18 protein-coding genes are annotated in these 23,521 nt (G+C 67.2%); 13 read left to right on the forward strand and 5 right to left on the reverse strand.

All coding sequences use genetic code 11. The features are described 5' to 3' along the window. Positions 1-34 precede the first annotated feature (34 nt). Positions 35-1,891 (forward strand): peptide transporter, encoded by a 1,857-nt coding sequence (locus BLQ85_RS17640; protein ID WP_074578761.1) that lies wholly within the window; start codon positions 35-37, stop codon positions 1,889-1,891. On the opposite strand, the gene BLQ85_RS17645 is transcribed toward BLQ85_RS17640, so the two are convergent. Continuing rightward, the gene (locus BLQ85_RS17645) at positions 1,843-3,117 is read right to left on the reverse strand and encodes a cation:dicarboxylate symporter family transporter (RefSeq protein ID WP_371327305.1); all 1,275 of its coding nucleotides are present in this window, start codon (positions 3,115-3,117) and stop codon (positions 1,843-1,845) included. The genes BLQ85_RS17640 and BLQ85_RS17645 overlap by 49 nt on opposite strands. Positions 3,118-3,303: 186 nt before the next feature. Between BLQ85_RS17645 and BLQ85_RS17650 the strand changes: the two genes are divergently transcribed. Together BLQ85_RS17650 and BLQ85_RS17655 are read left to right on the forward strand one after the other, a co-directional pair. Next, a complete protein-coding gene (locus BLQ85_RS17650; protein ID WP_074578765.1) occupies positions 3,304-4,233 on the forward strand; it encodes a LysR family transcriptional regulator in 930 nt (309 codons plus the stop codon). Between the two features lie 90 nt (positions 4,234-4,323). Continuing rightward, positions 4,324-5,235 carry a LysR family transcriptional regulator gene (locus BLQ85_RS17655; protein WP_074578767.1) on the forward strand — a complete coding sequence of 304 codons (912 nt, stop codon included), beginning with the start codon at positions 4,324-4,326 and terminating at the stop codon, positions 5,233-5,235. A 20-nt stretch (positions 5,236-5,255) separates the two neighbouring features. Here BLQ85_RS17655 and BLQ85_RS17660 read toward each other — a convergent pair whose 3' ends face one another. Further along, positions 5,256-6,206, reverse strand: coding sequence for an ornithine cyclodeaminase family protein (locus tag BLQ85_RS17660; RefSeq protein ID WP_074578769.1), 951 nt, complete (start codon positions 6,204-6,206; stop codon positions 5,256-5,258). A 242-nt stretch (positions 6,207-6,448) separates the two neighbouring features. Between BLQ85_RS17660 and BLQ85_RS17665 the strand changes: the two genes are divergently transcribed. The 7 genes from BLQ85_RS17665 to BLQ85_RS17695 all read left to right on the forward strand — a co-directional run bounded on the left by BLQ85_RS17665 (position 6,449) and on the right by BLQ85_RS17695 (position 18,996). After that, complete coding sequence (locus tag BLQ85_RS17665) at positions 6,449-7,336, forward strand: dienelactone hydrolase family protein (RefSeq protein WP_083336908.1); 888 nt, start codon at positions 6,449-6,451, stop codon at positions 7,334-7,336. Positions 7,337-7,616: 280 nt separating this feature from the next. After that, positions 7,617-10,646, forward strand: a complete 3,030-nt coding sequence (locus BLQ85_RS17670) for a porin (RefSeq protein ID WP_175456141.1) — start codon at positions 7,617-7,619, stop codon at positions 10,644-10,646. A 15-nt stretch (positions 10,647-10,661) separates the two neighbouring features. Next, positions 10,662-14,567 (forward strand): beta strand repeat-containing protein, encoded by a 3,906-nt coding sequence (locus tag BLQ85_RS17675; RefSeq protein WP_074578773.1) that lies wholly within the window; start codon positions 10,662-10,664, stop codon positions 14,565-14,567. Further along, positions 14,554-15,426: a dienelactone hydrolase family protein gene (locus tag BLQ85_RS17680; protein WP_074578775.1), complete on the forward strand. Its 873-nt coding sequence runs from the start codon at positions 14,554-14,556 to the stop codon at positions 15,424-15,426. Before BLQ85_RS17675 ends, BLQ85_RS17680 begins: the two co-directional genes overlap by 14 nt. A gap of 40 nt (positions 15,427-15,466) precedes the next feature. Next, a complete protein-coding gene (gene ggt, locus BLQ85_RS17685; protein ID WP_074578777.1) occupies positions 15,467-17,233 on the forward strand; it encodes a gamma-glutamyltransferase in 1,767 nt (588 codons plus the stop codon). Positions 17,234-17,380: 147 nt separating this feature from the next. After that, positions 17,381-18,445, forward strand: coding sequence for a 3'-5' exonuclease (locus BLQ85_RS17690; RefSeq protein WP_074578780.1), 1,065 nt, complete (start codon positions 17,381-17,383; stop codon positions 18,443-18,445). Between the two features lie 68 nt (positions 18,446-18,513). Beyond that, on the forward strand, positions 18,514-18,996 hold the full coding sequence (locus BLQ85_RS17695; protein ID WP_074578782.1) for a hypothetical protein: 483 nt from the start codon (positions 18,514-18,516) through the stop codon (positions 18,994-18,996). Between the two features lie 17 nt (positions 18,997-19,013). On the opposite strand, the gene BLQ85_RS17700 is transcribed toward BLQ85_RS17695, so the two are convergent. Then, a complete protein-coding gene (locus BLQ85_RS17700) occupies positions 19,014-20,246 on the reverse strand; it encodes a multidrug effflux MFS transporter (protein WP_074578784.1) in 1,233 nt (410 codons plus the stop codon). After that, positions 20,243-21,091: a 16S rRNA (cytidine(1402)-2'-O)-methyltransferase gene (rsmI, locus tag BLQ85_RS17705; protein WP_175456144.1), complete on the reverse strand. Its 849-nt coding sequence runs from the start codon at positions 21,089-21,091 to the stop codon at positions 20,243-20,245. Before rsmI ends, BLQ85_RS17700 begins: the two co-directional genes overlap by 4 nt. Before the next feature lie 50 nt (positions 21,092-21,141). On the opposite strand from rsmI, the gene BLQ85_RS17710 reads away from it, so the two are divergent. Then, positions 21,142-21,594, forward strand: coding sequence for a YraN family protein (locus BLQ85_RS17710; RefSeq protein WP_083336902.1), 453 nt, complete (start codon positions 21,142-21,144; stop codon positions 21,592-21,594). Positions 21,595-21,628: 34 nt separating this feature from the next. Here BLQ85_RS17710 and BLQ85_RS17715 read toward each other — a convergent pair whose 3' ends face one another. Further along, the gene (locus BLQ85_RS17715) at positions 21,629-21,937 is read right to left on the reverse strand and encodes a hypothetical protein (protein ID WP_074578787.1); all 309 of its coding nucleotides are present in this window, start codon (positions 21,935-21,937) and stop codon (positions 21,629-21,631) included. A gap of 269 nt (positions 21,938-22,206) precedes the next feature. Between BLQ85_RS17715 and BLQ85_RS17720 the strand changes: the two genes are divergently transcribed. Together BLQ85_RS17720 and BLQ85_RS17725 are read left to right on the forward strand one after the other, a co-directional pair. Then, a complete protein-coding gene (locus BLQ85_RS17720) occupies positions 22,207-22,806 on the forward strand; it encodes a phosphoheptose isomerase (protein WP_074578790.1) in 600 nt (199 codons plus the stop codon). Further along, the gene (locus BLQ85_RS17725) at positions 22,803-23,465 is read left to right on the forward strand and encodes a BON domain-containing protein (RefSeq protein WP_074578792.1); all 663 of its coding nucleotides are present in this window, start codon (positions 22,803-22,805) and stop codon (positions 23,463-23,465) included. The genes BLQ85_RS17720 and BLQ85_RS17725 overlap by 4 nt, the downstream gene beginning before the upstream one ends. Positions 23,466-23,521: the final 56 nt, after the last annotated feature.

Here is a 23,521-nt window from a genome sequence, read left to right on the forward strand (position 1 = left end):
GCAACGGTGATACTGGCGTTGCCGGAGGGGCGCCATGGCTGAGGAAATTTTTTCGCTCGAAAACTTCGAATACCTGTGCTACTCGCGGCAGCAGGAGCCGGCCGCGCGCGAGCTGGTCAAGCTGCTGCTGCTCATAGACAGGAACTACGGCAACCTTGACGGCAACTTCGCGCTCAGCTTGTCGGCCGCCGTGGGCGCGCGGGAGCGCGACGCGCACGGCCTGACCCGCATCACCAGCGCCATCTCGGCGCTGTTCTCCGACCCAGGCTTTCACGTCACGCCAAACGGCTTCGGCCAGCTCATCAACTTCCAGCGCTGGCTGTCGGCGCTGTTCGCCGCCAGCGCCTTCGTCCATTGCGACCACATCCTGAAGTCGCTCAACTTCCTGGGACCCGGCGCGCCGGAGTTCCATGTCAGCGAGCAGGACCTGGTGAAGTTCTGCATCCTGTACTCGCCCGAATCGGAAATCCCGCTGGACGCGGAACTGCTGTGGCGGCAGAACAAAAAACTGGCCGCCGCGCTGTTCACGGCCCTGCTCTCGCCGCGCTTTCTCGGCTCGCCCGCCGCGCACTCCAAACGCGAGGCGCTGCTGGCCTGGTTGCCCGATCATCTCGAGGAAATCGACAGCCTGGACCTTTTGCCGCTGGGCATCCTGCACGACGTGTACATGCACTGCAGCTACGCCGACCTGCCCGGCCGCCATGAGATCAAGCGCCCCATCAATCGCCTGATCCGCAAGAAACTGGACGCGCTGGGCCTGGCCCGCGTGCCCCTCACCCTGGCTCCGGCCAGCACGGACAAGCCCGTCATGCTGGTGCTGCTCGAATGGTTTTCCGGCGGGCATTCGATTTACCGCACGCACTCCAGGAGCATGGAGGCCGCGCGCCGGCATTTCTACCTGGTGGCCGTCGCCTATCCCGGCAACATCGACGAGCTGGGCCGGGCGGTGTTCGACGAGGTGGTGGATTTCGAGGCGCCCAACGACATGATGGCCTGCCTGCGCCAGCTGCACACGCTGGCCTGCGCCCTCAAGCCCGCCGTGTTCTACATGCCCAGCGTCGGCATGTTTCCCATCACCATGTTCGCGGCCAACCAGCGCCTGGCGCCGGTGCAGGTGGCCGCGCTGGGCCATCCGGCCACCACGCACTCCGACCGCATCGACTACATCAGCGTGGAAGACGACTTCGTCGGCGACCCGGCCTGCTTCAGCGAAACCCTGCTGCGCCTGCCCAAGGACGGCCAGCCTTACCGGCCGTCCGCCATCGAGGTCTCGCTGGCGCGGCCGCGGCGGCAGGACTCGCCCGTGGTCAACATCGCCGTGGCCTCGACCACCATGAAACTCAACCCGAAGTTCCTGCTGGCCTGCCAGAAGATATGCGCCGGCTCGCGCAAGCAGGTGCGCTTTCATTTCCTGATCGGGCAGGCGACCGGCCTGATCTATCCGCAGGTGCTAAGGGTGATACGCCGCTACCTGCCGGATGCCGAGGTCTACGCCCACCAGCCCTATCCCGACTACCTCGCCATCTTCAGCCGCTGCGACATGTTCCTGAGCCCTTTTCCTTTCGGCAACACCAACGGCATCACCGACGCGATGACGGTCGGCCTGCCCGGCGTGTGCAAGACGGGGCCCGAGGTGTTCGAGCATATTGATGAGGCCCTGTTCCGGCGCCTGGGCCTGCCGGACTGGAGCATCGCCGCCAGCGTGGAGGACTACGTCGCGGCCGCCATCCGCATGGCCGACCGCTACGAGGAGCGGGCCGCGCTGTACCGCCGGCTGGAGCGGCCCGAATGCCTGGACGCCTTGTTCCTGGGCCGCGCGGAGTGCCTGGGCGACCGGCTGCATCAGACCTGGTTGGCGGCGGCCGGCAGGTCCTTGCCCGACAGGGCCTGATGCATGGCCTGGCGGTCCAGCGTTTTTTCCCAAGCGCAGACGGCGATGCAGGCCACACAGTTGCCGATCACGTTGGTGAGGGAGCGGCATTTCATCAGCCGCTCCACGCCCAGCAGCAAGACCATGCCGGTCAATGGAATCAGGTTCAGGCTGGCCAGCGTCGCGGCAAGGGCCACGAAGGACGAACCGGCGACGCTGGCGGCGCTCTTGGACGTCAGCATCATGATGCCCAGCAGCGACAGCAGCTGCCAGAACCCCAGGTCGACATGCGCCACCTGCGCCAGGAAGACCGCCGCCATCGCGATGTAAAGATTGCTGCCGTTCAGGTTGAAGCTGTAGCCGGCCGGCAGCATCAGGCGCACCACCGGTTTGGCGCAGCCCATTTTTTCCAGCTTCTCGACCAGGCCCGGCAGGGCGGCGATCGATGCGCTGGTGAAAAAGACCAGCATCAGCTCTTCCTTGACATAGGCGACCAGGCGGAAGATGCTGCAGCCGGCGGCGCGCGCGACCAGGCCCATCACGACGAAGACGAACAGGATGCTGACGAGGTAGATTGCGGCGAGAAAGTGCAGCAGCGGCAGCGCCGAGGATATGCCGTAGCGGCCTATCATGAAGGCCACGGCACCGAAGGCGGCCAGTGGCGCCAGCTTCAGGACCATGCCGACCATGCCGTAGAACACCTGCTGCACGCCTTCTATGAGCTCCAGCAGGCCGCGGCCGCGCTCGCCCACGCGCGCTAGCGCGATGCCCGTCAGCAGCGCCAGCAGCAGGACCTGCAGAATGCTGTTGCCGGTGAAGGCGCCGGTGAAGGTCGAGGGAATGATGTCGAGCAAAAATTCGCTCGCGCTTTGCGTGGCCGGCGCGGGCGCCGCTTGCTGCGCGGCCTCGGCGGCAAAAACCGGCGCGAAGCCCTTGCCGGGCGCCAGCAGCAGGGCGCCTGCAATGCCCGCCGCCAGCGAGAGCACCGTCATGGCCTCGAAGTAGAAGAAGGCCTTGACGCCCACTTGCGTGGCCTGCAGCCGGTTGCGCATGCCGGCGATGCCGGACACCACCAGGCAAAAAATCAGCACGCCGATCAGCATGCCGACCAGGCGCAGGAAGCCGTCGCTCAGGGGTTTCATCAGCGCGCCGGCTGACGGGAAGAAATGCCCCAGCAGCATGCCGGCGGCAAAGGCGAGGGCCATCTGCGCGATGGGATGGCGAAGCGTTTTTCTGGTTCTGGTCATCGACCGCCCAGTCTACGGGTGATCTTGCCACGGGCCTTCGCGAGCCGCGCCATACGGTGGATTTTTGAGGATGGACGGTGAGTGTAAAGACGCATAGGTGTCATCCTGCGCCCAGGGCATATACCTAAAATCCGGATGCAATATTCCTGATATCTTTAAAAGATGGGTTGAGGCGATGGAACTGAGATGGAACTGAGACACCTGCGCTACTTCCTGATGGTTGCTGAGGAGCAGCATTTCACGCGCGCCGCCGAGCGGCTGAACATGCAGCAGCCGCCCCTGAGCCACCAGATCCGGCTGCTGGAAGAAGAACTGGGTTTCGAGTTGTTCCGCCGCCATCCCAAGGGCGCGGCGCTGACGGCCGGCGGCGCCGTGTTTGTGCAGGAGGCCAAGGCCATACTGCGCGGCGTCGAGCAGGCCTCGGCGCGCGCCGCGCGCGCCGCCCAGGGTTTTGAAGGCACGCTGGCCATAGGCTTTACCAGTTCGGCCGCGGCCCACCCCCTGATTCCCGGCATCATCCGCGCCTACCGCGACGCCTATCCCGATGTCCACCTGGACCTGCGGGAAGCCAATGCGGCCGAGCTGACCGAAGGCATAGACCGGGGCACGGTCAATGTCGCGATTTTGCGTTCGCCCGTCAGCCATCCGCGCGGCGTGAGTTTTTTCTCCCTGCTGGAAGAAGAGATGCTGCTGATCCTGCCGGTGGGCCACGCGCTGGTCGCGGGCGCCGCCAAGGACAAGATGCCGGTCATCGACCTGAGGGCCCTGGCCGATGAACAGTTCATCCTGGTGCGCAGGCACGGCGCGCCGGGCATGTATTCGGACCTGATCGAAGCCTGTGAACAAGCTGGCTTCACGCTCAAGATCGCCACGGAGGTCGAGCGCATGCTGACCAACATCAGCCTGGTCGCGGCCGGCGCGGGCGTCTCCGTCGTTCCCGCCTCGATGAAGGATTTCCACCGCGAGAGCGTGGTGTACTGCCGCATCCGCAATGCCAGGCCGGCCCTGGTGGCGCCCATCACGCTGGTGAGCCGGGAGGACAGCAACTCACCGGCCGAAAAAAACTTCCTGGACCTGGCCAAAAGTTTCGCGCGGCAGCACAAGGCCGCAAGGTAGGCGTGCGGCGGGCCCTAGGCCGGTTTCAGTGCAAAATGGGCCGGCGCCGCTGCCCGCGCCTGACATGTCAGCCACCACACCGCCGCCTCCATGAGAACCCGCCACATCGAAGTCCTGCAGGCCATACTGCGCACCGGCACCATCAGCGGCGCGGCGCGCCTGCTGCATGTGTCCCAGCCGGCCGTGACCAAGGCCTTGCAGCATGCGGAGGCAACCGTCGGTTTTGCGCTCTTCAACCGCGAAGGCAAGCGCTTGGTGGCGACCCGGGAAACCCACGCGCTGGCCCCGGTCGTGGAGCAGGCCACGGGCGGCCTCGATGCCGTGCGCGAGCTGGCGCGCAACCTCAAGCTGGGCGCCGACAAGGCGGTGCGCGTGGCGGCCGTCGCCTCGCTGGCCAACAGCGTGCTGCCGTCCGCGCTGCTGGCGGCGCGCAAGCTGTTTCCCAAGATGCGCAGCGAGCTCAACACCGGCCACACCGAGGACATGATGCAAAAGCTGCTGATGCACGAGGTGGACCTGGCGATCGCCTTCGACCCGCCGCTGCATCCCTCGCTGGACTGCGTGGAGATAGGCCACCTGCAGCTGGTCGCGGCCAGCCTGCCCGCGCGCCTGGGCAAATATGCGCGCAACAAAACGATCTCGGCCGAGGCGCTGGCGAGCATGGAGCTGATTGAGCTCTCGGGCAAGGACCCGCTGGGCCGCATCTATTCGCGTTATGCCAACCGCTTCAACTGGCAGCAGGGCAAGACGGCGGTGCGCACCTACCAGATGGCGGTGCGGCTGGCCGAGCTGGACCAGGGCGTGGCGATTGTGGATTCGGCCAGCGCCAACTTTTTTTCCGACAAGCTCAAGGTCCTGCCGCTGGAGCCGCGCGCCGAGTTCCCGGTCTGCGCGATGTACCTCAAGGCGGCCGCCGTCACCGACATCATGCGCACGCTCACGCAATGCGTCGGTGACGAACTCCAGAAAGTACAGGAAGCCACCCTGCAGCCCAGGGCCTGAAGGGCGGCGAGCCTGCCGGCCTAGTACTGGCTGGCGGCCGCGGGTTGCGCCACCGCTTGGCCGCGCAGGCTTTGCACCACGCGCCTGGCGGCGACCAGGTCGCTCAGGCCCACGCCGACGGCCTTGAACAGGATGATCTCCTCGGGCGAGCGGCGCCAGGGCTCCCGGCCGGCCAGCAGCTCGGGCAGGTCGCTGATCTGCGAGGCGTCCAGGCTTTTGTCGGCCAGCCCGATCACGATCTCGCCGGCCTCCACCAGGCTTTGCGGCTTCCATTCCACAATGACGCGGTCGCTGCGCGCGCGGCTCACCTGGTCGATTTCGGTGCCGCCGGGCAGGCTGGTGCCGACCGCGCAAATGGCCGCGCCGCGCTGCAGCCAGGCGCCGTCAAACAGCGGCTGCTTGGAGCGCGTCACGGTGACGATCAGGTCGGCGCCAGCCACTGCCTCCTGTGGCGACATTTGGCGCACCGCGATGCCGTAACGCGCAGCAAACGCTTCGCAGGCCTGCGAGACATCGGCCGTGTCGACGATGGCGATCTCCGAAAAGCCCATGGTTTCCTGCAAAGCCTCGAGGTGCGTGCGGCCCTGGATGCCCAGACCGAAGAGCGCCATTTTTCTCGCGCCCGGCCGGGTGATGTTGTGCGCTGCCCAGGCCGTCATGGCGGCGGTGCGCGCGCGCGTGATTTCCGCTGCCGGCATCACGTGGTGGTCCTGCCGCGCCAGGTCGAAGAGGTTGACCAGGAAGTCGAACTGGCCGTTGAGGCTGGTATAGGTTTTGTAGGCGGCGACGCCGCGGCTTTCCCACAGCGCCCCCATGCCGCTGAGCTTCCAGCTGCCGCAGTCTATGCGCTGGCGCGCCTGTATGGCCGCGTCGCCGCTGCGCAGGGATTCAAAGGCCGCGGGCAGGTCCTGCAAGACCTCGCGCCAGCCGACGCTGCGGGCGACGTCTTCATCGGTATAGGTATGGATCATGGAATGCTTTCGAAAAAGAAGGCGCGCCTGGAGGCCCCAAGCCGGCGCCGAGGAGAGCATCCTAAGTGGGCATGCGAGCCCGCCCTCATCACATTTGCGCGAGGCCAATAACCTGAAGTTATGGGCTCCTCTGAAGTGCTGCTTGGGCGCGCGTGCGCCGGGCTTGACGCGCTGCGGCTTCGTTTGCATGATGCCGCCAACCCGTCCCTGCCGAATGCCCTTGCTGAAAGCGAATTCCTCCCATGCCCGCATTGCCATCCCTCTTGCGCACCGGATCCAAGCCCCTGGCCGCGCTGCTCGGCCTGCTGCTGCTGGCCTGCCCGGCGGCACGCGCGCAAAAAGCGCAAACCGTGAACTTCCTGAGCGAGGACGGCAAGACGACGCTGGTGGCTTACCAGTACGTGCCCGATACGCCGGGCCCGCACCCGGCGGTGGTGATGCTGCATGGGCGCGGCGGCCTGTACACCACGCTCAAGCAGACTTTTGATGCCGACTCGCTGTCCTCGCGCCATGTCGCGTGGGCGAAGTTCTGGGTCGAGCGCGGTTATGTGGCCTTGCTGGTGGATTCCTTCGGCCCTCGCGGTTATGCGCGCGGCTTTGAAGCGGGCACCAACGACGGTAGCCGGCCGGCCAGCGTCAACGAAATCACGGTGCGCCCGCTGGACGCCTACGCGGCACTGAAGTTTCTGCGCGCCCAAGCCGCCGTCGTCAAGGACCCGGTGTTTCTGCAGGGCTGGTCCAACGGCGGCAGCACGGCGCTGTCCGCGGCCTCCACCACGGCGCCGGGCATCGAGGCACCGACCGAGGCCACGGGTTTCCGGGCATTCCTGAGCATGTACCCGGCCTGCGGCCAGGTCATGCGCAGGTATCCCCAGACTTACCGCAGCTACGCGCCCATGCTGCTGCTGATAGGCACGGATGATGAAGAGGTCAACCCGGAACGCTGTGCCCGGCTTTCCGAGATCGCCGAGCGCAACGGCAGCGACTGGCAGTTTGTGCTCTACCCCGGTGTCGAGCATTCCTACGACACGCCCACGCGCAAGCGCGAATCCGTGGCGGCCAACAAGCTCGCGGCCGAAGACAGCAAGCAGCGCGCCGAGGCCTTCTTCGGAAAATTCCTCAAGCGCTGACATGGGCCGCGCCAGGCGGCCCCCTCCTTGAATGATCGAACGCCCGCCTTGCAGCGGGCGTTTCGCTTTGTGCACGCCAGTGGTGCGCGCGCGGTGTTTCTAGGCGGTGATACATATTTTTTGCGTGGATAAATAACCGTGGGTTATGGATATGGGCGGGTATTTCGAACTGGTCCCGGCAGGCAAATCCCAGTCCAATAAGCAGCGGGGAGAAGCAGCTTTCAAGCACGGCGCCGGTCCGGCTGAAAGCTTTTGAAAACGACAGATGCAAGCAATCCATGTGAACAAATCCAGAAGCCGGCCTTTTAAACCCAGCGTCATTGGCGGCTTGCTGGCGCTTTCCGGTTATGGCGCCTTCGCGCAAGCGCCCGATGCCGGTCGCATGCTGGAGTCCATACGCGAACGCGCGCCGGGCCTTTCAAACCCGGCACCGGCGGACGCACCGGCCGTGATTGAAAAACCCGCGCAGGAAAACCACGCGCCGTCCGCCGACACCGGCGCGCGGGTGCTGGTGACGCAGTTCGCGTTCAGCGGCAACGATTCCATCGATGCGCAAACGCTGGCCGCGGAGCTCGGCGGCTTCACCGGCCGCGAGATCGGCTTCGAGGCGCTGGCCGAGGCCGCCGCGCGCATCACGCGCTTTTACCGCGAACGCGGCTTTCTCGTGGCGCGCGCCAACCTGCCCGCGCAGGACATTGCCGGCGGTACGGTGAGGCTGGAAATCCAGGAAGGCCGGCTGGGCGCGGTGAGCGTGGAACCCGCCAAAAATGTGCGCCTGGACCCGGGTGTGGTGCGCCGCTTCATCGCCGGCCTGGCGCCCGGTGCGGTGATACGCGAGGCCGAGATAGAGCGCGCGCTGCTGTTGCTGACGGACCTTCCCGGCATCACGGTCAGGGCGGTGCTGCGCGCGGGTGCCCAGCCCGGCACGGCCGACCTGGTGGTGAGGATCAGCGAAAGCCCGCTGGCGCAGGCGCGCTTCGGTTTTGACAACCAGGGCAACAGCTACACCGGCCGCAACCGCCTGACGGTGGAGCTGTCGGCCAACGACTGGCTGGGCCTGGGCGAGGCCTGGAGCGCCAAGGGCATCACCAGCTTCGAAGGCCTGACGGCCCAGACCCTGGGTGTGTCGGCGCCCCTGGGCGGCTCCGGCCTGCGCGCGGGCCTGGCTTACACCAACCTGCTCTACAAAATCGGCCGGGATTTCGCGCCGCTGGACGCCAGCGGCGAGGGCGAAAGCCTCAGTGGCTTCATCGCTTATCCTTTCATGCGCGGCCGGCAGGCCAACCTCACGGGCCAGCTCTCGCTGGAGCAGAAAAACTATATAGACCGCGTCAACCAGGCCGGCCTGGACGTCAGGAAATCCTCGACCCTGGCCAGGCTGGATATCTATGGCGACTGGCGCGACGGCGTGAGCGGCAACCCCGCGCTGACGAGTTACTCCCTGGGCCTGACGCGCGGCCGCCTGAGCCGCGACACCCTGTCCGACGCGGCCTTCGACGCGCGTTCGGCCATGACCAACGGCCGCTTCAGCAAACTCAACTGGTCGCTCTCGCGCCTGCAGGCGCTGCCGGGCGGCTTCACGCTGCACGCTTCGCTGTCGGGCCAGCAGGCCTCGAAAAACCTCGACTCGTCGGAAGAATTTTTCCTGGGCGGCCCGGGCGGCGTGCGCGCCTACCCGCAAGGCGAGGGCGCGGGCGACGAGGGTTGGCTGTCCCGGCTGGAACTGCGCCACGGCCTGGGACGCATGGGCGGCTTCGGCGTCGAAGGCTTTGTGTTTTACGACGCCGGCCGCGTGCGCATCGACAAAAATCCTTGGGATCCCGCGCAGCTGAGCAACCATAGAAGCCTGCAAGGCGCCGGCCTGGGCCTGGTGCTCACGCGGCCCAAGGCGCTGACGGTCAGCGTCGGCGTGGCCTTCAAGCCCAGCAGCACACCGAGCACCGTCGAGGCCTCGCACAGCCCGACGTTTTTTGTGCAGCTCAGCGGCGCGCCGCAAGTCTTCGCGGGCCTGGGCTCCTCGCTGTCGGACGATGCGGCGCTGAGCTCGGACAAGTTTGAGATCTACGGCGGCTTCGGCCTGGAGTTCGAGCAGGTCGCGCGCGACGGCGCGACGCCGGCCGGCCCGCGCGGCGCGACTTTCTCCGCCACCCCCACGGGCAGGCAGCTGCCTTCCTACCTGCGCATCAGCGACCCTTCGTCCTCGATAGGGGTGCGCGGCGCGCTGGGCCTGGGCGGCGGGCTGGAGGCCTTCTGGCAGGCCGAAGCCGGCGTGGCCTACAAATACGTGCCGAAGACCGGCCCCAGTTCCGAGCGCCCCGAATCCAACGCGGCCACCAGCCTGCAGGACGCGGGCGTGGGCCTGCGCAGCCCCGACTGGGGAGCCGTGCGTTACGGCCAGTGGACCATGCCGTTTCGCGACATGACGGCCAAGTTCGATCCCTTCAATGACTACGGCATAGGCGGCGCGGGCGGCATCATAGGTTCGCCGGGCCTGGGCGTGGGTTCTTCGAGCGTGGCCGGCCCGGTCACCGAGGTGGGTGATGCGAACAACGACGACGCGGCCTTTATACGCAGGCAGCCCGGCGTGTGGCAATACGCCACACCGGAATGGAAGGGCCTGTCGGCGCGCATCGCCTATTCCAACAACGGGCGCAGGGCGGCGCCCGACCTGGGCGCGGGTTCGGCCTGGGGTTTCAGTGGCTCTTATGTGAACGGCGCGCTCAAGCTCGGCATCGCCTACGAACAGCACAACCAGTATTTCGGCATTGCCAGCCTGGGCCGCAACAACCGCGGCGTCGGCTCCTCGGCCACGGCGGTGACCCAGGGCACTTCCTCGCGCGACTGGGCCGTGAGCCTGGGCGCCAGCTACACGCTGGGCGCGACGACCTTCTCCATGCTGCTCGACAAGCTTTCGTATGCCGAGTCGGACGTGATTCCCGGCAACACGGTGCCGGATTTGCAGAGCTACCGCCGCCGCGCCAGGCTGTTCGGCGTGACCCATACGCTGGGCGCCTGGGAGCTGCGCGCCAGCGCCGGCCGCGCCTCGCCCGGCAGCTGCGACACGGTGTCCAACGACCCCGCGCTGCGCAGCTGCTCGACCGCGGGCCTGGGCGCGACCCTGGTCGCGCTGGGCTTGAACCGCACCGTCAGCAAAAACCTGAGCGTCTACGGCACCTATTCGCGCATACGCAACGACGGCTCGGCGAGCTACAACTTCCGCACCGGCGCGGTGTTCGCCTCGGCCGGCAACACGCCCGGCGTAGGCGCCGACGTGACCGGCTACGGCCTCGGCTTCAAGTACAGGTTCTGAGAAAGAGAGTCACGCATGCATGCCGTCCACCAACGCTCCCCCCGCGCCTTCCGCCCCCTGCTGAATTCCGTCATGCTGGCCGTCCTGGCCCTGCAGGCGGGGCGGGTGTTTGCCGACGCGCTGCCGGGCAATGCCTTGCCGACCAACGGCCAGGTCGTCGCCGGTTCAGGTGGCATCACCACCTCGGGCAATGTGCTGACCGTCAACCAGTTCAGCGACAAGCTCACGGCGCAATGGGACACTTTTAACATCGGCGCCGCGGCCAAGGTGAATTTCGTGCAGCCTTCGCGCTCGTCCATCGCGCTGAACCGCGTGATGTCCAGCGACCCTTCGCGCATCTACGGCCAGATCAATGCCAACGGCCAGGTTTTCCTGGTCAACGCCGCGGGCATCCTGTTCGCGCCGGGCTCCAGCGTCAACGTCGGCGGCCTGGTGGCCAGCACGCTGGATATTTCCAATGCCGACTTCGCGGCCGGCAACCTGCGTTTCAGCAACAACAGCGGCGCCAGCGGCCAGGTGCTCAACCAGGGCACGCTCACGGCCAGCGAGGGTGGTTACGTCGCGCTGATAGGCCCGCAGGTCGGCAATGAGGGTGCAATCAGCGCGCAGCGCGGCACGGTGGCCCTGGGCGCGGGCAACAGCGTCACGCTGGACATGCACGGCGACGGGCTGCTCAACCTGCAGGTGGACGGCGCCGCGCTGGCGGCGCTGGCCTCCAACAGCGGTGCCATCCAGGCCGACGGCGGGCTGGTCGTGATGGCCGCGCGCGCCGGCGGCGACCCGCTGGCCACCGTGCTCAACAACAGCGGCACGGTGCAGGCCAGAAGCCTGACAAACAAGAATGGCGTGATACGCCTGGAAGGCGGCGACAGCGGCGTGGTGGCGGTCAGCGGCACGCTGGATGCCTCGGGCTACGGCGCGGGCCAGACCGGCGGGACCGTCAAAGTGCTGGGCGACAAGGTCGGGCTGTTTGCCGGCGCGCGGGTCGATGCCTCGGGTGATGCCGGCGGCGGCACCGCGCTGCTGGGTGGCAACTGGCAGGGCTCGGGCAGCGAGCAGCGCGCGCGGGCGACCTTTATAGACGCCGATGCGCGGGTCAAGGCCGATGCGGTGAACAGCGGCAACGGCGGCAAGGTGGTGGCCTGGTCGGACGAAAGCACGCGCTACTACGGCAGCATCAGCGCCAAAGGCGGCGCGGCGAGCGGGCAGGGCGGCAACGCCGAGGTGTCGGGCGTCAACTTCCTGGACTACGCGGGCACGGCGGACCTTACGGCGGCCCGCGGCAACGCGGGTTCGCTGCTGCTGGACCCGACCAACATCACGATCTCGACCGGCGGCAACACCGCGACCTGGAACGGCAGCAACACCTTCACCGGTTCGGGCGCCTCGTCCATCCTCAACACCACCACGCTGGTCAACCAGCTGGGCACGGCCAATGTGACCGTGAGCACGGCCAGCGCCGGCGCCTCGCTGGGCGATATCACGGTCAGCAACGCCATCGCCTACAACGGCGCGACCGACCGCACCCTGACCCTGCTGGCCAACCGCGACATCAATGTCAACGCCAACATCACGTCGGGTACGGCCAAACTTCATGTTGTGCTGAACTCGGCCTCGGCCGGCGGCGCGGCCGTCGGTTCGGTGTCGCTGGGATCGGGCGCGCAAATCGTCAGCAACGGCGGCAACATCACCATAGGCGGCGGTGCCGACCCCACGACCGGCTATGCCACCGGCGGCGGCGTCACCACCATAGGCTTTCGCATGGTGGGCGGGGGCAGCCTGCTGAGCAGCGGCGCGGGCAACATCCTGATCAATGCCAAGGGCGCGACGGGCCAGGCCTTCTCCATGGGCACCAGCGCCAACACCATCCAGAGCACCAGCGGCAACATCACCATCAACGCCCGCAACGCCGACGCCACGGCCTTTGGCATGAACAGCGGCACCAACATCATCCAGTCCACCGGCACGGGCAACATCACGATCAACGCCGAGTCCACCGGCAACGCGCTGGGTATGACCATGGGCTCCAGCGGCAACAACACGATACGCGTCGCGGACGGCGTGCTGAGCATCAATGCCAAGTCGACAGGCTCCAGCAGCGCGCTGGCCATAGGCTCGGGCACCAACACCCTGCAGGCCACCGGCAGCGGCAGCCTGGCCCTCACCGGCAACTCCAGCGGTTCGGGCAACGCCGTCTCCATGATCACCGGCACCAACCTGATGCGCACGGCCGGCGGCAGCATCAGCATCAGCGGTACGGCCACGGGCAGCGGCAGCGCCATCGTGCTGGGCGACGGCGCCGCCCAGGCCAAGGTCGAATCCACCGGTGCGGGCAACATCACGCTCACGGCCAACCGTCCGGTGGCGCTGAACCTGGCAACGCTCAGTTCGGGCGGCGGCAACATCGCCGTGTCGGGCACGGGCGCGGGCGCGACGCAAGGCATCGCGCTGACAGGCGGCAGCAAAATCCTGACTTCGGGTGCGGGCGGCATCACGCTCACGGCGGCCAACACCGGCGGCAGCGCCTTGCTGATGGGCTCGGGCAACAACCTGGTCGCGGCCTCGGGCTCCGGCAACGTCACGCTCGACTTGCAGTCCAGCAACGCGGGCTCGGGTTCGGGCCTGAGCATGGGCAGCAGCGGCACCAATGCCATACGCACGGCCGACGGCACGCTGAGCATCAATGCCCGCTCCGCCGGCAGCAGCAGCGCGCTGGCACTGGGCTCGGGCAGCAACACGCTGGAGGCGACCGGCGCCGGGCAGGTGCTGCTGGCCGGTGCGGCCACGGGCGCGGGCAACGGCATCTCGCTGGCCGGTGGCACCAACCAGGTCAAGACCGTGGGCGGCGCCTTGTCGATGTCGGGCAGCAGCACGAACGGTGGCGACGGCATCACCTTCGGCTCCTTGAACAACTCGGTGCTGTCGCAGGGCGGGAACATCAGCCTGAGCGGCAGCAGCGCGCGCGGCGCCGGTATGTCCATGGCCACCGGGGCCAACCTGGTGCAGGCCGGCGGGCAGGGCAGCCTCAGCGTCAACGCGCAATCGGCCAGCACCGGTTCCGGCTCCGGCCTGGGCATGGGCACCGGCGGCAGCAACACCTTGCGCACGGCGGACGGCACGCTGACTGTCAATGCGCAATCGGCCGGCAGCAGCAGCGCGCTGGCGCTGGGCTCGGGCAGCAACCTGATTGAATCGACGGGCAGCGGGCAGCTTGTGCTGGCCGGCAAGGCCTTGGGATCGGGCAACGGCATCTCGCTGGCGGCCGGCGGCACCAACACGGTTCGCAGCGCGGGCGGCGACCTGTCGGCCACCGGAACGGCCATGGGCAGCGGCGACGGCATCAACATGGCCAGCGGTAAAAACAGCTGGCTCACGCAGACCGGCACCATCACGCTGTCCGGCATCGCGGCAGGCTCGGGCACCGGCATCGCGATACGGCCCAGCACCGACGTGGCGACGATTGAAGCCAGCGGCGCCGGCAACATCAGCTTCAAGACCGACAGCTACGACAGCACGCCGACTTCCACCGGCACCGGCTCGGTGCGCATCGCGAGTGCCGGCGGCGTGCTTGCCATCGAGCAGCTGACCTCCGGCATCACCCTGGGCATAGGCGAGGGCGCGGTCGGGCAGCTTAACTGGAGCGGCGCTGAAATCGGCCAGGTCGCCACCGGCTTTTCCTCGGTGCGCATAGGCAATATGCTGTCCGGCGCCATCGATGTGCGGCCGCCGTCCTTTCCCGCGCCCGTGGTGTTGCCGGTACGCTCGGGCGATGCGGCGCGCCAGCAGGCTGCCATCGTCGCTTCCACACAGGGCGAAGCGCCCGAGTCGGCGGCGGCCCATGAGCCCAATGAGAGCACGCTGGCCCTGCGTGTTGAAGAGCCCCATTTGCTGAAGGTGGAGGGCTTTGATGAAAAACCTTGAATCATGGCGATTTGTTGCGTCGGCCGCATTGGCTTTCAGCCTGGCCTTGCCCTGCCTGGCGCAGGAAAAAGTGCAATTCCCCAGCCTGGACCGTTGGCAGGGCAGCGAGCGGCTGGTGCTGGACGGGTATCTCTACAAGCCCGAGGCGCAGGGCCGCTTTGTCGCGCTGGTGATGTTCCACGGCTGCGCCGGCGCCCTGGGCAAGAACGGCGCCGTCACCCAGCGCTTTCGCGATACCGCCAAATTGCTGAACAGCATGGGCTACGGTGTCCTGCTGGTGGACAGCTTCAACCCGCGCGGCGAGCGGCAGATCTGCACCGTCAACCCCAAGGCCAGGGCCATCCAGGAAGAGCATCGCTGGCTGGACGCCTATGGCGCGATCGAATACCTCAACGCGCGAGCCGACGTGGTGCCCGGAAAAATTGGCGCCATCGGTTTTTCGCACGGCGGCACCGCGGCCGTGCAGGTGATGAATGCCGAGCTGCCGGTGAAAAAACAGGGCGCGCCCGGCTTTGCCGCGGCCATCGCCATGTACCCCGGCTGCGCTTCCACGCTGGCGGCCAGGCCCGACTATGCGGCTTATGCGCCGCTGCTGATCCTGGCCGGCGAGCTCGACGACTGGACGCCGGCCCGCTACTGCCAGAAGCTGGCCGAACGCAGCAAGGAACGCGGCCAGCCCGTGGACATTGAAATCTACCCCGAGGCCTACCACGGCTTTGACGAGCTGAGCCCCGTCAAGCTGCGCGAAGACGTGGTGCGCAGCGGCAAGCCCGTGCACGTGGGCGGCAACCCCGCCGCGCGTGTCGCCGCCCACGCCAGGATCCGCGAATTTTTCGCCAGGCACCTGCCGGCCCAGTGAACCGGCGCCCTCATTCTCTCCATTTCACAAGGAAAAAAAGATGCGTTTACACACGAGAGCCCGCGCTTTGACGGGGCTGGGTTTTGCTTTTTTCATGTCGCAAGCGGCCGTGTATGCCCAGCTGCAGCCGGTCCCGGCCCAGGACGTCGCGCCCGAGCCGTCCTCGGGCTACACCGAGAAGAAGGCCGTCACGGCGAAAAAATTCATGATTGCCACGGCCAACCCGCATGCGACGCGCGCCGGCCAGGAAATGCTCAAGGCCGGCGGCAGCGCGGTGGACGCGGCCATCGCCGCCGCCCTCATGCTGAACCTGACAGAGCCGCAGTCTTCGGGCATAGGCGGCGGCGCCTTCATCGTGAGCTACGACGCGGCCCAGAAGGCGCTGAACGCCTATGACGGCCGCGAAAAGGCGCCGGCCTCGGCCAAGGGCGACCGCTTTCTCGACGCCAAGGGCAAGCCCCTGCCGCTCAGGGAGGCCATCAACTCCGGCAAGTCCGTCGGCGTGCCCGGCCTGCTGCGCGTGATGGAACTTGCGCACCAGAAGCACGGCAGGCTGCCCTGGGCCCAATTGTTTGAGCCCACCATACGCCTGGCCGAAAGCGGCTTTGCGGTGTCGGAGCGGCTGCACACCGTGATCAAACTCGACAAGACCCTGCGCGCCAACGCGAATGCGCGCGCCTATTTTTACGACGCGGCCGGCGAACCGCTGGCGGTCGGCGCCACGCTGAAAAACCCGGCCTTCGCGGCGGTGCTCAGGCGCGTCGCCAAGGAGGGCCCCGATGCCTTCTACAAAGGCGAGATTGCCCGCGACATCTCCGCCGCCGTGAACAGCCAGGCCCAGCCCGGCGACATGACGCCGCAGGACATCGCCGGCTACCAGGCCAGGGAGCGCGCGGTACTGTGCGGCAGCTACCGCGCCTACAAGGTGTGCGGCATGCCGCCGCCCTCGTCGGGCGGCATTGCGGTGCTGGCCATGCTGGGCGCGCTGGAGCGTTTCCCGCTCGCCGGCGTGCGGCCCAACTCCACCGAGGCCGTGCACCTGTTTTCCGAAGCCGGTCGCCTGGCCTATGCCGACCGCGACTACTATGTGGGCGACCCCGACTTCGTGAACGTGCCCGCGACGGCGCTGGTCTCGCCCGAGTACCTCAAGACCCGCAGTGCGCTGATACGCACCGATGCCAGCATGAAGCGCGCTTCGCCGGGCGTGCCGGCCGGCGTCAAGATGGCCTGGGCGCCCGATGAGGATTCGGAGATACCGGCGACCAGCCACATCTCGGTCATCGATGGCAGCGGCAACGCGGTGTCCATGACGACGACGATTGAGGCGGTGTTCGGCAGCCACATCATGGTGCGCGGCTTTTTGCTGAACAACCAGATGACGGACTTCGCGCTCGCGCCCGAGGAGAACGGCCTGCCGGTGGCCAACCGTATCGAGGGCGGCAAACGCCCGCGCAGCACCATGTCGCCCACGCTGGTGTTCGACGCCGACGGCAAGCTCAAGATGACGGTGGGCTCGCCCGGCGGCAGCGCCATCATCAATTACGTGGCCAAGACCCTGGTGGGCGTGCTGGACTGGGGCCTGGACGTGCAGCAGGCGATTTCGCTGCCGAACATGGGAAGCCGCAACCGCGCCACCGAGGTCGAGCTGGGCAGCGAGCTGGAAAAACTGTCCGGCCCCTTGAAGGCGCTGGGCCACGAGGTGCAGGCCATTGAATTCACCAGCGGCCTGCAGGGCATTGTGGTGACGCCCCAGGGCCTGGTCGGCGGCGCCGATCCGCGGCGCGAGGGTTTTGTGCTGGGGGAATGAGGCAGCGCTTTTTTGAGCAAGCTGCAAACGGGCCGGCTGGAAGAGGGCGCGCTATCTGCGAAGATAGCCTGCTTTATTTCCAGCAAACCCAGGAGCAGGCATGCAAGATGGTATCCACACTGAGAGGCTTCAGGCCTCCCCCTGCGCATGACGGCGGGCGGGCAACTGGGTTTCGGTTTTGACGAGGGCCTGCTGGCGATGGCCGCCGAGGCCGCTGCCGCCAAGCTGCGCAAGCCCAAGGCGGTGAAGGCGCCCAGGCCCGTGGCGCCCGAGGCCGCGGCACTTCCTCCCGCCGCAACGGACGACAACCCTGAGGCCATGGCCCAGGCGCTGGAGCGCCACCCCGACTACCGGGTGCTCAGGCGATTGGTGCCGGCCATGGAGTTTGCGCAGGCGCCGCAGGGGCCCGTGGCCCATGTGGTGATCCTGGACACCGAAACCACCGGGCTGGACGCCTCGCGCGACCAGATCATGGAGCTGGCGCTGCTGCGCATCCAGGTCGACACGCAGACGGGCCTTGCGACGGGCCCGGTCCAGGTCTATGACGGGCTGCGCGACCCGGGCATGCCGGTGCCGAAGATCGCGCGCGAGATCACCGGCATCACCGACGGCATGCTGGCCGGCCAGCAGCTGGACATGGCGCGCGTGGGCAGCCTGCTGGAAGGCGCCGACCTCGTCATCGCGCACAACGCGGGTTTTGACCGTCCCTTCGTCGAAGGCCTGATTCCGCAGGCGCAAGCCCTGAACTGGGCCTGCTCTTTTGCCGACATCGACTGGACGGCGGCGGGCCACAGCTCGGCCAAGCTCAGCTACCTGGCTTCCGAACTCGGCTGGTTTTACGATGCGCACCGCGCGGAGATGGACTGCCATGCGCTGCTGGCGGTGCTGATGGCCGAACTGCCGGGCCAGGGCGTCAACGGCCTGGCCCACTTGCTGTCCTCGGCCCGCCTGCCCAGCTACCGCTTGCAGGCCACGGGCGCGCCTTTCGCGGCCAAGGAGCTGCTCAAGAACCGAGGCTACCGCTGGGACAGCACCGCCAAGGTCTGGCACACGCGGCTGGGCGGCGACGCCGCGCTGCAGGCCGAATGTGAATGGCTGCAGCGGGATGTTTACGGCGGGCGGGCCGCGCGGCTGGCGTGGGAGCGCTACGATGCCACAAGCCGCTACTCCGGCCGCGCCGGAACTCCCGGCTGGGCCCAGCTCGGCGCCTAGGCCGGGAACATTGCGCCGCCGGTGGTATCTGACAACTCCACAATCAAAAATTCCAGGAGCCCTTCCCCATGAAAGCCTTTCACACCGCCCCGGCCATGGCCCTTGTGGCGCTGCTGCTTGCCGGCTGCGCCTCCACGCCCGTGACGCCCGGCATGTCGCGCGAGCAGGTGCTGGCAAGTTACGGCACGCCGACGCGCACGGTGCCGTTGGCATCGGGCACGCGCCTGCAATATTCCGGCCAGCCCAAGGCCCAGACGGCCACCATGGTCGACCTCGATGCCGCCGGCAAGGTGGTGGCGGCCCGGCAGGTGCTGAACCTGCAGGACTTTTCGAGAATCGAGGCCGGCAAATGGACGCGCCAGGACGTGGAGCGCGAGTTCGGGCCCCCCTCGACGGTGGACCGGGTGTTCAATTGGCCCGGGGATGTCATGACCTACCGCTGGCTGGACCTGGATGTGGACAAGCTCTACTGGGTCTACCTGGATGCCGGCAACGTGGTCCAGCGCACCGGGCAGGGCATCGAAATTCCGGTCCGGATGAACGACAACTGACAGGGAGAGCGCGGCACTCAGTCGCGTGATACCGCGCGGCCGATTTCCGGCCAGCGGTGGTGCAAATACATCCAGGCCGTGAGCCCTATGCACATCATGCCCAGCGACACTGCGGCCAGCGCGGGCGTGGAATGCATGACCAGCGGCGCGACGATGCCGGCCACGATGCCGTTGGCGGTCGAACCGATAAAGGCCTGCAGCGACGAGGCCATGCCGCGCCGCTCGGGATACAGGTCCAGCACCAGCAGCGTGACCACCGGCACCATCAGTGCCCAGCCGAAGGCGAACACCGCGATCGGGAACAGCGCCCAGGAGGCATGCGGCGTGAACAGCAGGTTGGCCGTGAGGTTGAGCACCGAGGTCAGCAGCATGATGACGAAGCCGTGGCGTATCTGCTGCTTGGGCGCGATCTTGCCCGCCAGGCGGCCGCTGAGCCAGGCGCCGGACATGATGCCGGAAATGGTGAGCAGGAAAAACCAGAAGAACTCGGTGGGCTGCAGCGCCAGGTGGTCCCCCAGGAAGGCCGGCGCCGACAGCACGTACAAAAACATGCCGTTGAAAGGCACGCCGCTGGCCAGCGCCAGCAGCAAAAAGCGCGGGCTGGAGCCCAGCTGCCAATAGCCGCGCATCAAATGCCGCACCTCAAAAGGCTGGCGGTCCAGCGGCGGCAGCGTCTCGGGCAGGAAGCGGAAGTTGGTTGCCCACAGCACCACGCCCACGCCGGTGAGAAACCAGAAGATGCTGTGCCAGCCCAGGTGCACAAACAGCCAGCCGCCGACGATGGGCGCCAGCGCGGGCGCCACGCCGAAATAAATCGTCACCTGGCTCATGACCTGCTGGGCCTGCGCCGGCGGGTACATGTCGCGGATGACGGCGCGCGAGACCACGATGCCAGCGCCCGTCGACAGGCCCTGCACGGCGCGGAAAAAGACCAGTTGGCCTATGCTTTGCGACAGCGCGCAGCCGGCCGAGGCCAGGGTGAACAGCGCGATGCCCCAGAGCACCACCGGCCGGCGGCCGAAGCTGTCGGCCAGCGCGCCGTGGAACAGGTTCATGAAGGCAAAGCCGAACAGGTAGGCCGACAGCGTCTGCTGCATCTGCACCGGCGAGGCGCCCAGCGACTGCGCGATGCCGGAAAACGCCGGGATGTAGGTGTCTATGGAAAACGGCCCCAGCATGCCGAGGATGGCCAGCAGGGCGGCGAGTGTCCAGCGCGGGGCGCGCCAAAGCTGGTCGGCATTGGGGTTCATGCGTTCTTGAGTTTGAGGGCGGTTTCGTAGAGTTCGTTGCGTCCCAGGCCGGTGATGTCCGCGGCCAGCTTCACGGCGGTCTTGAGCGGCAGTTCGGCCAGCAGCAGCCGCAGCACCCGCGTGCCGTCCTCGGCGTTTTCGGGCGCGTAAGAGGGGTGCAGCACCAGGGCGAATTCGCCGCGCGTGCGCTGCGGCCCCGCGGCCAGCCAGGCCGCGAAGTCCTGCGCCGGCACGGTTGCGATCTCCTCGAACTGCTTGGTCAGCTCGCGGCCCACGGTGACCAGGCGTTCCCCCAGCACGGCCATGGCGCGCGCCAGCGCCTCGATACGGTGCGGCGCCTCCAGAATGACGACGGCCCGCGTATCGGCCTGCAGCGCCGCGATGGCCTGGTCGCGTTCGCCGGCCTTGCTCGGCAAAAAGCCGGCAAACACAAAACCGGTCTCGCCGCCGGGGCTGGCCAGGCCGGCCACGCTGAGCACCGTGGTGACGCTGCTGGCGCCGGGCAGGGGCATGACGGCCAGCCCGGCCGCGCGCACCGCGGCGACCAGGCGCGCGCCGGGATCGCTCACGGCGGGCGTGCCGGCATCGCTGACGTAGGCCACGCGCTCGCCGCGCCGCAGGCGTTCAATCACCAGGTTAGCGGCCTCTGCCTCGTTGTGCTCGTGCACCGCGAGCAGCGGCTTGTCGATGCCGTACTGGCGCAGCAGGGGCTGGGAGTGGCGCTTGTCCTCGCAGGCGATCGCGTCCACCAGCTGCAGCACCTGCAGCGCGCGCAGGCTGATGTCGGCCAGGTTGCCTATGGGCGTGGCCACGACATACAGCGCGCTTTCCGGATAATGCTGCATGCCCGCCGCGGCGCGCGCCGCATCCAGGGCCAGGTCGAAAGAAGCGTTCAATGTGGTTTTCCAGAAAGGTTTCCAAGGTCCCGCCGGTGGCCGCGGCCGCCGAAGCGCGGCCCCTGCCCGGGCAGGTTACCACCAAGTCGCGCGGCGATGCCGCGGAATCCGCCGCGCGCGCCTACCTGGGGCGGGCGGGACTGCGCTTCGTGGAGGCCAATTATCGGACGCCGGGCCGCGGCGGCGGCGAGATCGACCTGGTGATGCGCGCACCCGACGGCACACTGGTGTTTGTAGAGGTGCGGCAGCGCGCAGACGACCTGCATGGCGGCGCGGCGGCCAGCATCAGCAGCGCCAAGCAGCAGCGCATCGTGCTGGCGGCGCGCCACTACCTGATGCGTTTCGCGAGCCCGCCGCCCTGCCGTTTTGACGTGGTGCTGGTCAAGGGCGCGCTAGGTGGGGATGCGCGCGCCGCCATCGAGTGGCTGCCCGCCGCGTTCGACGCTTCGTGAATCGTGCCCGCCGCCAGGCGGGGCGCCCGCTGGATCAGGTCTGGAATTCGCTCGGGTGCACGGTCTCGACCATCTTGTTGTCGCGCAGAAAGGTGACGATCCAATGGCCGAACTTCTGCGTGAAATGCACGGGGACGGCCTGATTGAGCGCGAGGGCGATGGATTGCCGCACGGGCAGGTCGATGTCGCGCTGGTCCGAGGGCGCAACGTCCACGCGTATCAGCATGAAGGTGTCGCGGTCCTGGAGCTCCACGCTCGGGGACGACCATCTTGCGGCCGTCGCCTGCATGAAGGCGGCGGTCACCTTGCTGACGACCTCGGGATCAAAGACGGGACTGCTCATGTGCGTGGGACTGGCTTGTTAAGTAACCGTATGTATCGATGATGGCGCAAATTTTCCGCAAGCGGCCACCGTGCGCCGCATTTTTGGAATGAACCGGACATAGTTCCTGGAACTAGTTCCGCTTTTGTGCCCTGCTATTTGCGAGAGGCCAGCTCCCGGGGAGCGGCTGCTTTTTGCAAAGCCCTCGATTCTATAAAGATCGCCAGGGCGGGCCGGCCAACGCGCCGGCCGGCCATCAGGGGGCAAGCATGACCCGCTATCATTGGCGCATGCTTGAACAACGCATTGAACAGCAGTTTATTGACAGCGCCGACCTCAAGTACCAGGCCGCCCAGGTGCTTTCCAAACCGGTCGCGGCGGCGGTGCAGGCCATACTGGCCAGCGTCACCAGCGGCGGCAAGGTGCTGGCCTGCGGCAACGGCGGATCGGCCGCCGATGCCCAGCATTTCGCCGCCGAGTTCGTCGGCCGCTATGAACGCGAGAGGCCCGAGCTGGGCGCGATCGCCTTGACGACGGACAGCTCCATCCTCACCGCGATCGCCAACGACTACGATTTTTCGGTGATCTTTTCCAAACAGGTCCGCGCGCTGGGCGTCGCCGGCGATGTGCTGCTGGCCATGAGCACCAGCGGCAACTCGGCCAATGTGCTGGCCGCCATCGAAGCCGCCCACGAGCGCGAGATGACCGTGGTGGCCCTGACGGGCCGCGGCGGCGGCAAGATCACCCACGCCCTGCGTGAAACCGATGTGCATATCTGCGTGCCGCACGAGCGGACCGCGCGTATCCAGGAAGTGCACCTTCTTGTCCTGCATTGCATCTGCGATGGCGTGGATACCCAGTTACTTGGCGACCAGGAGACCTCTGTATGAAATGTGTTTCGTTTAAACGGCTGACTTTGACCCTCGTCACGGCCACCCTGATCGGCGGCAGCCTGACGGCCTGCTTCCCGCTGGTGGTGGGCGGCGTCGCGGGCGGCGCGCTGGTGGCAACCGACCGCCGCACCTCCGGCGCGCAGCTCGAGGACGAGGGCATCGAATTGCGCGCGACCAGCCGCATCCGCGGCAATGTCGGCGAGCGCGTGCACGTCAACCTGACCAGCTACAACCGGCAGGTGCTGCTCACGGGCGAAGTGCCGAACGCCCAGGACAAGCAGCTGGTCGAGCAGATCGTCGCGCGCGTGGAAAACGTGAGCTCGGTGGTCAACGAACTGGCCATCATGGGCAATTCGACCCTGACGCAGCGCTCTTCCGATGCCCTGGTCACCGGCCGTGTCAAGGCCATGCTGCTCGATGCGCGCGACCTGTCCTCCAACGCCTTCAAGGTGATCACGGAGCGCGGCACGACCTACCTGATGGGCCGTGTCACGCAGCGTGAAGCCGATCGCGCCACCGAGGTGGTGCGCTCCACGCCCGGCGTGCAGAAGGTCATCCGCATTTTCGAGATCATCAGCGAAGAAGAGCTGGCGCGCATGCTGCCGTCCAAGCCCGCCACGCCGCCGGCCCAAAGCACCAAACCCGCGGGCGGCTGAAGCCCAAAAGCAAAGCGGCCGCACCGGACAAGCCGGTGCGGCCGCTTTTTTTTACC

Source organism: Polaromonas sp. JS666, from assembly GCF_900103405.1.
Classification (GTDB): domain Bacteria; phylum Pseudomonadota; class Gammaproteobacteria; order Burkholderiales; family Burkholderiaceae_C; genus Polaromonas.